General features: G+C 73.3%; 11 protein-coding genes and 1 tRNA gene. 8 read left to right on the top strand and 4 right to left on the bottom strand.

Going from position 1 to position 12,447, the window contains the following annotated elements; all coding sequences use genetic code 11:
• From ACFWFR_RS11945 to ACFWFR_RS11925, 5 genes are all read left to right on the top strand, one after another.
• Window positions 1-201, top strand: a 201-nt coding sequence (locus ACFWFR_RS11945) for a hypothetical protein (protein ID WP_377623113.1), incomplete at its 5' end; no start/stop codon positions are given.
• Window positions 202-471: 270 nt separating this feature from the next.
• Window positions 472-1,758: a ubiquitin-like domain-containing protein gene (locus ACFWFR_RS11940; protein WP_377623112.1), complete on the top strand. Its 1,287-nt coding sequence runs from the start codon at window positions 472-474 to the stop codon at window positions 1,756-1,758.
• Window positions 1,759-1,877: 119 nt separating this feature from the next.
• Window positions 1,878-2,798: a 16S rRNA (adenine(1518)-N(6)/adenine(1519)-N(6))-dimethyltransferase RsmA gene (gene rsmA, locus ACFWFR_RS11935; RefSeq protein ID WP_377619093.1), complete on the top strand. Its 921-nt coding sequence runs from the start codon at window positions 1,878-1,880 to the stop codon at window positions 2,796-2,798.
• A complete protein-coding gene (locus ACFWFR_RS11930; protein WP_191800445.1) occupies window positions 2,795-3,733 on the top strand; it encodes a 4-(cytidine 5'-diphospho)-2-C-methyl-D-erythritol kinase in 939 nt (312 codons plus the stop codon). Before rsmA ends, ACFWFR_RS11930 begins: the two co-directional genes overlap by 4 nt.
• A 187-nt stretch (window positions 3,734-3,920) precedes the next feature.
• Window positions 3,921-5,813 (top strand): ABC-F family ATP-binding cassette domain-containing protein, encoded by a 1,893-nt coding sequence (locus tag ACFWFR_RS11925; RefSeq protein ID WP_377623111.1) that lies wholly within the window; start codon window positions 3,921-3,923, stop codon window positions 5,811-5,813.
• A 40-nt stretch (window positions 5,814-5,853) separates the two neighbouring features.
• Here ACFWFR_RS11925 and ACFWFR_RS11920 read toward each other — a convergent pair whose 3' ends face one another.
• The 4 genes from ACFWFR_RS11920 to ACFWFR_RS11905 form a co-directional block, all read right to left on the bottom strand.
• Window positions 5,854-6,354: a MarR family winged helix-turn-helix transcriptional regulator gene (locus tag ACFWFR_RS11920; RefSeq protein WP_191800441.1), complete on the bottom strand. Its 501-nt coding sequence runs from the start codon at window positions 6,352-6,354 to the stop codon at window positions 5,854-5,856.
• A 71-nt stretch (window positions 6,355-6,425) separates the two neighbouring features.
• Window positions 6,426-7,658, bottom strand: coding sequence for an ABC transporter permease (locus tag ACFWFR_RS11915; RefSeq protein ID WP_377623110.1), 1,233 nt, complete (start codon window positions 7,656-7,658; stop codon window positions 6,426-6,428).
• Window positions 7,655-8,629 (bottom strand): ABC transporter ATP-binding protein, encoded by a 975-nt coding sequence (locus ACFWFR_RS11910; RefSeq protein ID WP_377623109.1) that lies wholly within the window; start codon window positions 8,627-8,629, stop codon window positions 7,655-7,657. Before ACFWFR_RS11910 ends, ACFWFR_RS11915 begins: the two co-directional genes overlap by 4 nt.
• Window positions 8,630-8,732: 103 nt before the next feature.
• On the bottom strand, window positions 8,733-9,344 hold the full coding sequence (locus ACFWFR_RS11905) for a TetR/AcrR family transcriptional regulator (RefSeq protein WP_191800620.1): 612 nt from the start codon (window positions 9,342-9,344) through the stop codon (window positions 8,733-8,735).
• A gap of 299 nt (window positions 9,345-9,643) precedes the next feature.
• On the opposite strand from ACFWFR_RS11905, the gene ACFWFR_RS11900 reads away from it, so the two are divergent.
• The 3 genes from ACFWFR_RS11900 (at window position 9,644) to ACFWFR_RS11890 (ending at window position 12,413) form a co-directional block, all read left to right on the top strand.
• Window positions 9,644-9,715 (top strand) — tRNA-Gln (locus tag ACFWFR_RS11900).
• A gap of 17 nt (window positions 9,716-9,732) precedes the next feature.
• Window positions 9,733-11,433 (top strand): bifunctional UDP-N-acetylglucosamine diphosphorylase/glucosamine-1-phosphate N-acetyltransferase GlmU, encoded by a 1,701-nt coding sequence (gene glmU, locus ACFWFR_RS11895; protein ID WP_377623108.1) that lies wholly within the window; start codon window positions 9,733-9,735, stop codon window positions 11,431-11,433.
• Complete coding sequence (locus ACFWFR_RS11890) at window positions 11,430-12,413, top strand: ribose-phosphate diphosphokinase (protein WP_191800433.1); 984 nt, start codon at window positions 11,430-11,432, stop codon at window positions 12,411-12,413. Before glmU ends, ACFWFR_RS11890 begins: the two co-directional genes overlap by 4 nt.
• The last annotated feature ends 34 nt before the right edge of the window (window positions 12,414-12,447 follow it).

Raw genomic sequence — 12,447 nt, 5'->3', positions numbered from 1 at the left:
GTCGTCGTCTTGTGCCAGGCCGACGACCTCGTGTCCGCGCCGGATCGCCGCGCCGAGTTCGACAGCACGCTGTTCCAGGACCCGTGGGCCACACCCCTCTCCCGTGCCGGCGCGGTGCCCGTGCGTGAGGTTCGTGGGGGCGAGAGACCTGCGCCGGGTGCGACGTCGGGTCTGTCCGGGTGCGCCCGGATCGTCCTGTGACGTGGATCGCGGGCGAACGGGACCGACTTGGTGATCGATAACGAGTCGGTTACGGTCGAGTGTCCCGCGTGCAGAAGTCGCCTTGGTGTGATCGAGCGCGGGCGCCGTGTCGGCAGGCTGCACAGCCCAGGACCCGACACCCTGGACCGCCGGATCGGCTGGTCGAGCCCCTGGAGCGACCCCGTCGCCTCGCGCCGTGCGCGGACCAGGGCAGCGCCGCAGTGCGCGCCTCGACCCCCCGTGCCCGGACAGCACGACGACTGGACCCGAGTGAAGAACCCCTTCCGCACCGCCGGTGCGCGCAGCGCGCACCCCGCTCCTCTCACACCTTCCGACACCACGGCCCCCGAGGACACCTCGCCTGCCGGCGTCGAGGCACAGGCCTCCGCCCCCACAGCCACCAAGCGCCGCCGCTGGCCCCTGATCGCCGGTGCGACGGCCGTCGCGCTCGTCGCGACCGGAGCGGTCGCCTACGGCAGCGCCAAGAAGACCGTCGAGCTCGACGTCGACGGCCAGATCACCTCGGTCAGCACGTACGCAGGATCGGTCGAGGGCCTCCTCGCCGAGGAGGGTGTGCGCGTGACCGACCGCGACCTGGTCGCTCCCGCGGCCGACGCGCCCCTGAAGAACGGTGCCGACGTCGTCGTGCGCTACGGACGGCAGGTGACCGTGCAGACCGACGGCGCCCAGAGCGACGTGTGGCTCACCGCGCTCGACGCCGACGAGGCGCTCGAGACGCTCGCGGCGCGCGGCGGCGACGTGCGCCTCGTGGCCTCGCGCTCGGCGGCCGACGGCCGCGCCGAGCTCCCGGTGCGCCTCGACGCGGACGGGCCCGTCAACGTCGTCGCCGACGGCGTGACCCGGACGGCCCCGGACGGGTCGATCGGCGTGGACGCGATCCTCGAGCAGCAGGGCATCGTCCTGGGCGAGCACGACCGCGTCTCGGTGGCCCGCGACGCGTCGGCAGACCCCGCGGTGTCCCTCGTCGTCCACCGCGTGGTCGTCACGGACCTGCCGACCACGACCCCGATCCCGTTCGAGACCACCGTCCAGGAGGACGCGAACGTCTACGAGGACGAGGCCCCGACGGTCGCCCAGGAGGGCGTCGAGGGCGTGCACACGCTCGTCGAGCGCGTGACCACGGTCGACGGCGTCGAGGAGTCCCGCGAGGTCGTCTCGGACGGCGTCACGTCCGAGCCCGTCGCCAAGATCGTGGTGCAGGGCACCAAGGAGCGGCCGAGCGGCCCGGCAGCGGCCGGGTCGGCACGCGAGATCGGGCGCCAGCTCGTCGCGGCCCGCGGCTGGGGCGGCGAGCAGTTCGCGTGCCTCGACAAGCTCTGGACCAAGGAGAGCAACTGGAACTCGTCGGCGACCAACCCGTCGTCGGGCGCGTACGGGATCCCGCAGTCCCTGCCCGCCTCCAAGATGGCGAGCGCCGGGGCCGACTGGCGGACCAACCCCGCGACCCAGATCACCTGGGGCCTCAACTACATCGCGGGCAGCTACGGCACCCCGTGCGCCGCGTGGTCCCACTCGCAGGCGAGCAACTGGTACTGAGCTCGCGCAGGCGGACGTCGGTACCGAGCCGCCGAGCACCGCTCGCCGGCGGGACCGGTGCAGGCCGTCGAGCACCGCTCGCGGCGGCCTGCACCGGTCCAACCGGTAGGCTTCCCCGCATGAACGACACCCCCAACGCCCTGCTCGGTCCGGCACAGATCCGCGACCTGGCAGGGCGTCTGGGCGTGCGGCCCACCAAGACGCTCGGACAGAACTTCGTGCACGACGGCGGGACGGTCCGCAAGATCGTCCGGACCGCGGGGATCGGCGCGGGGGACCGGGTGGTCGAGGTCGGGCCGGGCCTGGGCTCGCTCACCCTGGGCCTGCTCGAGGTGGGCGCGAGCGTCGTCGCGGTCGAGATCGACCCGCCCCTCGCGCAGCAGCTCGCCGCGACCGTGGCCGTGCACCAGCCCGACGCCGCAGACCGCCTGACGGTCGTGGCCGCGGACGCGCTCGAGGTCACCGAGCTCCCGGGCGAGGCGCCCACGGCGCTCGTCGCGAACCTGCCCTACAACGTGGCCGTCCCCGTCCTGCTGACCTTCCTCGAGCGCTTCGACTCGCTCGAGCGTGTCCTGGTCATGGTCCAGGCCGAGGTCGCGGACCGGCTCGCCGCCCCGCCCGGGAGCCGCACGTACGGCGTGCCGTCGGTCAAGGCCGCCTGGTACGCCTCGGCCCACCGTGCCGGGACCGTGGGGCGCAGCGTGTTCTGGCCCGTGCCGAACGTGGACTCCGCGCTCGTGGCGCTCGACCGCCGCGAGCCCCCGGCCACGACGGCGACGCGCGAGGAGGTCTTCGCGGTCGTCGACGCGGCCTTCGCCCAGCGCCGCAAGATGCTCCGTTCGGCCCTCGCGGGGATCGCGGGCTCGTCGGCTGCTGCGGTCGAGGCCCTCGAGCGTGCGGGCGTCGACCCGACGGCGCGCGGCGAGCGGCTCACGGTCGAGGAGTTCGCGCGCATCGCGGAGCAGCTCCCGCTCGTGCAGGCCGAGGCGGCCGCTTCCGCAGGCGAGCACCCGGAACGACCTGGCACAGTGGACGCGTGAGCCCCCACCTGTCCGCCGCGCCTCCGGTCTCCGTCCGGGTCCGGGCGCCCGGGAAGGTCAACCTGTCGCTGCGCGTCGGGGCACGCCAGGAGGACGGGTATCACCCTCTCGTGACGATCTTCCAGGCGGTCTCGCTCGTCGAGGAGGTCACGGCGACGCTCGAGACCCCCGGCGCCGGCCTGTCGTTGACGGTCTCGGGGGCGCAGGCCGAGCGCGTGCCGGTCGACGAGACGAACCTGGCGTGGCGGGCCGCGGAGTCCCTGGCGCGCTACACGGGCGTGGACGCCGACGTCCGGCTGCACATCCACAAGGGCGTGCCCGTCGCGGGCGGCATGGCGGGCGGCTCGGCCGACGCCGCGGCCGCGCTCGTGGCGTGCGACCTGCTGTGGGAGACGGGTCTGTCGCGGGCCGAGCTGTCCGACCTCGCGGCCGGGCTCGGCTCGGACGTCCCGTTCGGGCTCGTGGGTCACACGGCCGTCGGGACCGGGCGGGGGCACCTGCTGACGCCCGCGATGGCCCGGGGGGAGTTCCACTGGGCGTTCGCGGTCCGGGACGAGGGCCTGTCGACCGCCAAGGTGTTCCAGACGTTCGACGAGGTCGTGGGTGGGACCCCCGACGTCGAGCTGTCGGACGACACCGAGCTCATGCAGGCCCTGCGCGCGGGCGACCCCGTGGGCCTGGGCCGCGCCCTGCACAACGACCTGGAGCCGGCGGCGCTCGCCATGGCCCCCGAGCTCGGCCGGACGCTCGAGGTCGCTCACGAGGTGGGCGCGCTCGGCGTGATCGTCTCGGGCTCTGGCCCCACGGTCGCGGCGCTCGCCCGCAGCAGGCAGCACGCGCTCGCGATCGCGGCCTCCTGGACGGCCGCAGGCGTCGCCGACTCGGTGCACTGCGCCACGGGCCCGACGTCGGGCGCGCGCGTCCTGGCCTCCTGACCGTCCGCGCTCGGCCGGACCGGGCGCGGCGCGTGGCCGGAGGCGGACCTCGGTCGACGGCACGTGCAGGCCGAGCCCGCGGCTCGCTGCTCGCGGGGGCCGGTGCGGGGCAGCCCTCCCCGGGGTCCCGGCACCCGATGCCCGGCGCGTATCCTCGCTAAGGCACTTCTCCCTCTCGAAGGAACTCATGGCACACCTCCTCGGCGCCGACGACATCCGTCTCGTCGTCGGCACCCGCACCCTGCTCGACGGCGTGAGCCTGGGCCTCGACGACGGCGACCGCGTGGGCGTCGTCGGCCCCAACGGGGCCGGGAAGTCGACGCTGCTGCGCCTCCTCGCGGGGACCGCCGTGCCCGACGCCGGACGTGTCACCCGGGTGGGCGGGCTGCGGATCGGCATGCTCGACCAGCGCGACGAGTCGCCCGCGGGCACGAGCATCCGCGACCTGGTCCACGGCGAGTCGGCCGAGCACACGTGGGCGGGCGACGCGGGCATCCGTGCGGTCCACGCGGGCCTGCTCGGCGACCTGGACCTCGACGCCCCGGCGAACACCCTCTCGGGTGGGCAGCGTCGGCGCGTGGCGTTGGCGGCCCTGCTGGTCGCCGACCACGACGTGCTGTTCCTCGACGAGCCCACCAACCACCTCGACGTCGAGGGCGTCGCGTGGCTCGCCGAGCACCTGCAGGCGCGGTACGCGCGCCCCGGTGCCCGAGGAGCGCTCGTGGTCGTGACGCACGACCGCTGGTTCCTCGACGCGGTGTGCACGCGCATGTGGGAGGTCACGGGCGACGGGACGGGAGCGGTCGAGGGGTACGAGGGCGGGTACGCGGCCTACGTCCTGGCCCGTGCCGAGCGGGCCCGGACCGCCGCCGTCACGGCCGAGAAGCGCAACAACCTGCTCCGCAAGGAGCTGGCCTGGCTGCGCCGCGGGGCCCCCGCCCGCACGTCCAAGCCCAAGTTCCGGCTCGACGCGGCCGCGGCGCTCATCGCCGACGAGCCGAACCCGCGCGACACGCTCGAGCTCACGCGCATGGCCACGCGCCGCCTCGGCAAGGACGTGCTGGACCTCGAGGACGTCACGGTCCGCATGCCGGCTCGCGACGGGGATCCCGACGCTGCGGAGAAGGTCCTGTTCGACGACGTCACGTGGCGCCTCGGCCCGGGCGACCGCTACGGCGTGGTCGGGGTCAACGGCGCGGGCAAGACGACGCTCCTGCGCCTGCTGGCCGGGCGGCTGGCGCCGACCGCGGGCACGGTCAAGCGCGGCAAGACGATCCACGTCGCCGAGCTGACCCAGGACGTCGACGAGCTCGACGAGATCGGCGGCCTGCGGGTCGTGGAGGTCATCGAGCAGGAGAAGCGCACGGTCGCGGTCGACGGCAAGGAGCTCACGGCGGCCCAGCTCGTCGAGCGCCTCGGGTTCACGCGCGAGCGTTCGCAGACCCTGGTCCGTGACCTGTCGGGCGGCGAGCGCCGCCGTCTGCAGCTCCTGCGCCTGCTTGTCGGCGAGCCCAACGTGCTGCTGCTCGACGAGCCCACCAACGACCTCGACACCGACACCCTGGCAGCCATCGAGGACCTCCTCGACGGCTGGCCCGGGACGTTGATCGTGGTCTCGCACGACCGCTACCTGCTCGAGCGGGTCTGCGACCGCGAGGTCGCGCTCCTGGGCGACGGGACCATCCGCGACCTGCCGGGCGGGGTCGAGGAGTACCTCGCGCTGCGCAAGGCCGCGATCGCCGCGTCAGCGGGGTCGTCGCGTGCGGGCGGGACCCGTGCGGGGGCGACCGCCTCCGAGACCGGTGCGTCGTCGTCGGGCACGGGGAGCACGGGCGACGCGACGGACGCCCAGCCCGCCCCCTCGGGAGCGGACGTGCGCGCAGCGAAGAAGGAGATCGGTCGCATCGAGCGTCGCCTGTCCAAGATCGCCGAGCTCGAGGCGCGCCTGCACGACAAGATGGCTGCCCAGGCGACCGACCACGCGGCGGTCCTCGACCTCGACAAGCAGCTCCGGGAGCTCGCGGACGAGAAGGAGACGCTCGAGACCGAGTGGATGGAAGCGGCCGAGCTGCTTGACTGACGCCTGCCCCGCCCCTCGCCCATCGCTCAGCGGGAAGCGGTCACGCCTCGAACTGACCCACGACGGTGCGCAGCAGGTTCGCGAGGCCCAGCCGGTCCGCGGGCTCGAGCGCCGCGAGGACCTCGCGCTCGACGGCCAGCAGGTCCGTCATGGCGGCGTCGACGCGCTCGAGGCCCTCGGGCGTGAGCTCGACGAGCACGCCGCGGCGGTCGTCGGGGGAGCGGTGCCGCTGCACCAGGCCGCGGGCCTCGAGGCGGTCGATCCGGTTGGTCATGGTGCCGCTCGTGACGAGCGTCTGCGTGATGAGGGCGCCGGGCGAGAGGCGGTACGGCTCGCCCGCCCGGCGCAGCGCGGACAGCACGTCGAACTCCCAGGTCTCCAGGTGGCCGCGCGCGAACGCGCTGCGGCGCGCGAGATCCAGGTGCCGGGCCAGCCGGCTGACGCGGGAGAACACGGTGAGCGGCTCGACGTCCAGGTCCGGACGCTCGCGCTGCCAGGCGTCGACGATGCGGTCGACCTCGTCCGGGTGCGGGTGCTGCATGACGTGAGGCTACTCGACATTCCTCGACATCAAGAGTCTTGACGGGCCTCCCGCCCCCGCACGGGCCCCTGTCAGCTCGCGCGCAGGGCGTCCCTGAGCTTGATCCGCCCCCCGGTGCGGAGCACCGCGTTCGAGTAGATCTTGCCCGCGAGCCACACCAGGACCGGCACGAGGGCCAGCGACAGGCCGACCGCGAGCAGGATCTCCCACGTCTCGACCGTGCCCAGCGCGATGCGGATGGGCATGAGCAGCGGCGAGCAGAACGGGACGTAGGACAGCCACACGACCAGCGGGTTCTCGGGGTCCCACGGGCCGATCGAGATCCCGATGATGTACGGGATCATCATGAGCATCAGGACCGGGGTGATGACCGATCCCACGTCCTCCTGGCGCGAGACCAGGGCCGCGAGCGCCGCCAGTGCGAGCGAGTACATGACGAACCCGATCACGAACCAGACGAGCACCCAGGCCGCGGTCGCGCCCAGGTTCACGCTGCTCGCGTCGACGAGCCCCAGGGCGAACGCCGTCCCGACGCCGCCCCCGACGACCACGACGAGCTGGATCAGCCCGATCGCGCCGATGCCCAGGACCTTGCCCGCCATGAGCTGCCACGGGCGGATCGTCGCGAGCAGCAGCTCGACCACGCGGCTCGTCTTCTCCTCCACGACGCCCTGCGCCACGAGCTGCCCGCACGTCATGAGCGCGATGAAGATGAGGATGCCGCCGACCATGCCCGTCACGACCTGGGCAGGGTCCCGCTCCTCGGCAGGTTCGAGCGCCTCGACCGTGGGGGCCGCGGACGCGATCTCCTGCGCGACGGCGGACGGGTCGCCGCCCAGGGCGGTGATGGCACCGGAGAGCGCGGCCTGCTGGGCCAGGCCGGTGAAGACGGGGGCCAGGGTCGTGCCGAGCTCCTCCTCGACCACGACCGTGAAGGACTCGGGCGTGCCGGTCACGAGCGCGTCGAGCGTGCCGTCGGCGACCTGCTCCCGGCCGTCGGTCTCCGAGACCTGGCTGACCTGGATCTCGGTGCCGACCGCGCCGCCCGCGGCCTCGAGCTGCGGGCCCAGGGCCTCGGCGCCCGACGTGACGCCGACCTTCTGGGCCGCAGGACCCTGGTCGCCCACGACGCTCAGCAGGAAGCCGCCGAGCACCACCCCCACGAGCAGGGCGACCGTGGTCCAGACGAACGCCTTGGACCGGATGCGTGTCGAGATCTCCCGGCCGGCCACGAGCGAGACCGCGCCCCACGTGCTCACGGGCGAGTGGGGCTGGTGTGCTGGGGGCTGTCGCACGGCGCTCATGCCGAGACCTCCTGCCGGGTCGAGGGGGTCGTGGGGTCGTCGTCGGCCGGCCCGCCGGACGGTGGGGCGTCGTCGCTGCTCACGACGTGGCGGAAGAGCTCGGTCAGCGACGGGCGCTGCGGCGTGAACTCGCGCACGGGCCCCGTCGCCAGGGCGGCGCGCAGCACCGCCTGCTCGGCCCCGTCCTGCGGCGAGTCGACCTCGACGAAGGTCCTGGCGCCGTCGTACCGCAGGACACGGACACCCGGGAGCTCGGACGCCCAGCCGGGTGGCGCGGCCGGGGCGTCGACGACCCACTGCGGGCGCTGCGTCGCGCGCAGCTCCTCGATCCCGCCGACCTCGACCATCTCGCCCGCCTTGACGATCCCCACGCGGTCGCACAGCCGCTCGACCAGGTCGAGCTGGTGCGAGGAGAAGACGACGGGCACGCCGGCGGCGGCGCGGTCGCGCAGGACGCCGCTCATGACGTCGACCGCGACGGGGTCCAGGCCGGAGAAGGGCTCGTCGAGCACCAGGATGTCGGGGTCGTGCACGAGCGCGGCGGCGAGCTGCACGCGCTGCTGGTTGCCGAGCGAGAGCTTCTGGACCTCGTCGCCGCGGCGCGCGTCGATCCCCAGGACCTGCGTCCAGTGCTCCATCGCGGAGCGGGCCGCGGCGGTGCCCAGCCCGTGCAGCCGGGCCAGGTAGACGAGCTGGTCGTCGACCTTCATCTTGGGGTAGAGCCCGCGTTCCTCGGGCATGTAGCCGATCCGACGGCGCATGGCCAGGTCGAGCGCGCGGCCGTCCCACCGGACCTCGCCCGAGTCGGGCGCGAGCACCCCGAGCGCGATGCGCATGGTCGTCGTCTTGCCCGCCCCGTTCGAACCGACGAAACCGAAGATCTCCCCGGCCCCCACCGCGAAGGACATGTCGCGCAGGGCGCGCACGGTCCCGTAGGTCTTGTTCAACCTGTCGATCTCGAGAGTCGCCATGAACCAACGAAACCACGGACGGCACGAGCCGTCACGGGCGGAATGTCACGGGCTTCGCCTCGTGGCGGGGCCGGGCAGAGGCCCGGGGAGCGCAAGGCCGCGCTCAGTCCTCGGGGCGCGGCTTGCTCGTGAGCGCGGGCTTCTTCTCCATGCCGGACAGGCCGTTCCACGCGAGGTTCACCAGGTGCGCCGCGACGTCGGCCTTCTTGGGGCTACGGACGTCGAGCCAGTACTGGCCCGTCAGGGCGACCATGCCCACGAGCATCTGCGCGTAGATGGGGGAGACCCGGGGGTCCAGGCCGCGCCGCTTGAACTGGTCCGCGAGCAGGTGCTCGACCTGCGTCGCGACGTCGCCGATGAGGCTCGAGAACGTCCCGGTCGCCTGGGCGACGGGCGAGTCGCGCACGAGGATGCGGAAGCCGTCCTCCGACGTCTCGATGTACGTCAGGAGGGCCAGCGCCGTGCGCTCGAGCAGGACCTTGGGATGCCCGCCGGACGACAGCGCGCCCGTGAGCGCCGAGGTCAGGCCCTGGATCTCGCGGTCGACGATGACCGCGTAGATGCCCTCCTTGCCCCCGAAGTGCTCGTAGACGACGGGCTTGGACACCTCGGCGCGCGCGGCGATCTCCTCGACGCTCGTGCCCTCGAAGCCCTTCTCGGCGAACAGGACGCGGCTCACCTGCAGAAGCTGTTCGCGGCGCTGGCTCGCCGTCATGCGGGATCTGGGAGGTCGTCTGGAGTCTGCTGCCACGGGTCCATCATGCCGTGCTCGCCTCGTCACGGGGGGTGCCTGCCCCTTTCGCGAGGTGTGCCCGTGCCGGCGTGGTCGGGGCGCGCGCCGCGCCGGGAGGGACGCGAGGCCCAGGAGTGACGTCCTCCTCACACGTTCTCCTCACGTTCAGGTGCCGTTCGGGCGTGGAGCACGGCGTCGGACCTGGCAGACTGTTCCACGGACGAGCGATGGCGCGCGCGGTCGGGGGTCGCCCCGCGGGTGTGCGCGTGTGTCCGGTCCGTTCCGCCTTGGTGTAATCGGCAGCACAAGGGTTTTTGGTGCCTTTAGTCCAGGTTCGAGTCCTGGGGGCGGAGCTCGTGCAACCAACCCGATGGGAGCCCCAGTGACCGACGCTGTGCCCGACGCACCGCCAGTGCCAGCCGCAGTCATCGTCCTTGCCGCTGGTGCCGGGACGCGGATGAAGTCCGCGACCCCCAAGGTGCTCCACCCGCTCGCCGGGCGCAGCATGCTCGGCCACGCGATGGTCGCTGCGCGCGACCTGTCACCGCAGCGGATCGCCGTCGTGGTCCGACACGAGCGCGACCTCGTGGCCGCCGCCGCGCTCGAGGTCGTCCCGACGGCTCTCGTGGTCGACCAGGACGACGTGCCCGGCACCGGGCGAGCCGTCCAGTGCGCGGTCGAGGCGCTCGACGTCCGGGCGCAGGCCGAGGCAGCGGTCCACGGCGTGCCGATCGGGCACGAGGGACGCGGACCGGTCGAGGGGCTCGAGGGGTCGGTCGTCGTCCTCGCGGGCGACATCCCGCTCCTGGACGCCGCGACGCTCTCCGAGCTGCTGGCCGAGCACCACTCGGGCGGCAACGCGGTCACGGTCCTGACGACCGAGGTCGACGACGCCACGGGCTACGGCCGGATCGTGCGTGACGCGCAGGGCGGCGTGCTGAGCATCGTCGAGCACAAGGACGCGACCCCCGAGCAGCGCGCCATCCGCGAGATCAACTCGTCGGTCTACGTGTTCGACGCCGGGATCCTGCGCGGCGCGCTGCGCCAGGTCACGCAGGACAACTCGCAGGGCGAGGTCTACCTGACCGACGTCCTGCAGATCGCCCGCGAGGGCGGCGGACGCGTCGGCGCGCTGCGCGTGGCCGACCCGCTGCTCGTCGAGGGCGCGAACGACCGCGCGCAGCTCGCGACGCTGCGCGCCGAGCTCAACCGGCGCATCCTCACGCGCTGGATGCTCGACGGCGTGACCGTGATCGACCCGGCCACGACCTGGGTCGACGTCGACGTGGACCTGGGGCACGACGTGACGTTGCTGCCGGGCACCCAGCTGCACGGCGCGACCACGGTCGGAGCGGGCTCGACGATCGGCCCCGACACGACGCTCACGGACATGGAGATCGGCGCGGGGGCCACGGTGGTCCGCACGCACGGCAGCCTGTCGGTCATCGGTGACGGCGCGAGCGTCGGCCCCTTCGCCTACCTGCGCCCCGGCACGATCCTGGGCGAGAAGGGCAAGATCGGTACGTTCGTCGAGACCAAGAACTCGACGATCGGGACCGGCTCCAAGGTGCCGCACCTGTCCTACGTGGGCGACGCGACGATCGGTGAGCACACCAACATCGGCGCCGCGAGCATCACGGTCAACTACGACGGTGTCTCCAAGCACCGCACGGTCATCGGTTCGCACGCCCGGACCGGCGCGGACAACATGTTCGTCGCCCCGGTGACGGTGGGCGACGGGGCCTACACGGCCGCCGGCTCCGTGATCCGTCGCGACGTGCCGGCCGGCGCGCTCGGCGTGAGCGGTGCACCGCAGCGCAACGTCGACGGCTGGGTCGCCCGCCGTCGTCCCGGCACGGCCGCTGCGGAGGCCGCGGCCCGCGCGCACGAGACCGACGACGAGACACCTCCGCCGCTGGGCGCCCAGGCCCAGGCGCAGCTCGCCGAGGCGTCCGCGACGCCCCCGGCCCCCCGACCGACCCCCGTGCCTGCCAGCCCGGGCGTCCCCACCGTCCCTGACGGATCCACCACCACGACCAGCAGCACGAACGAAGGGTCTTCCCCACGATGAGCAGCACGATCGCCGGCACCGGGGACAAGTCCCTCGTCCTCGCCTCCGGGCGCGCGCACCCCGAGCTCGCCAAGGACGTCGCGCGGGAGCTGGGCATCGACCTGCTCCCCACGACCGCGTACGACTTCGCCAACGGCGAGATCTACGTGCGCTTCGGGGAGAGCGTCCGCGGCGCGGACATCTTCCTCCTGCAGAGCCACACCGCGCCGATCAACCAGTGGATCATGGAGCAGCTGCTCATGGTCGACGCGGCCAAGCGCGCCTCGGCCAAGACCATCACGGTCGTCCAGCCCTTCTACGGCTACGGTCGCCAGGACAAGAAGCACCGTGGGCGCGAGCCCATCTCGGCCCGTCTCATGTCGGACCTCTTCCGCACCGCGGGTGCCGACCGCCTCATGAGCGTCGACCTGCACGCCGCGCAGACCCAGGGCTTCTTCGACGGCCCGGTGGACCACCTGTGGGCCATGCCGATCCTCACGGACTACGTCCGCACGCGCGTCGACACGACCAACGTCACGGTCGTCTCGCCCGACGCGGGTCGTATCCGCGTGGCCGAGCAGTGGGCCGCCAAGCTCGGCGGGGGCCCGCTCGCGTTCGTCCACAAGACGCGCGACATCACGCGCCCCAACCAGTCCGTGGCCAACCGCGTCGTCGGTGACGTCGAGGGGCGCGACTGCGTCCTGGTCGACGACCTGATCGACACGGGCGGCACCATCGCAGAGGCCGTCAAGGTGTGCCTCGCGGCAGGTGCCAAGTCGGTCATCGTCGCGGCGACGCACGGCGTGCTGTCCGACCCGGCGGCCCAGCGCCTGTCCGAGTGCGGTGCGAGCGAGGTCGTCGTGACCGACACGCTCCCGATCGCCGCGGAGAAGCGCTTCCCGCAGCTCACGGTCCTCTCGATCGCGCCCCTCATCGGCCGCGCGATCCGTGAGGTCTTCGACGACGGCTCGGTCACGTCGCTGTTCGACGGCAACAGCTGAGTCCGGCTCCGTCCGACGGCCCGGTCCCTCGACT

This window comes from Oerskovia sp. NPDC060287 (genome assembly GCF_042726775.1).
In the GTDB taxonomy this organism is placed as follows: Bacteria; Actinomycetota; Actinomycetes; order Actinomycetales; family Cellulomonadaceae; genus Oerskovia; species Oerskovia merdavium.
The sequence above is the reverse complement of the archived record's forward strand: the minus strand, read 5'-3'. Positions and strand labels throughout refer to the sequence as shown.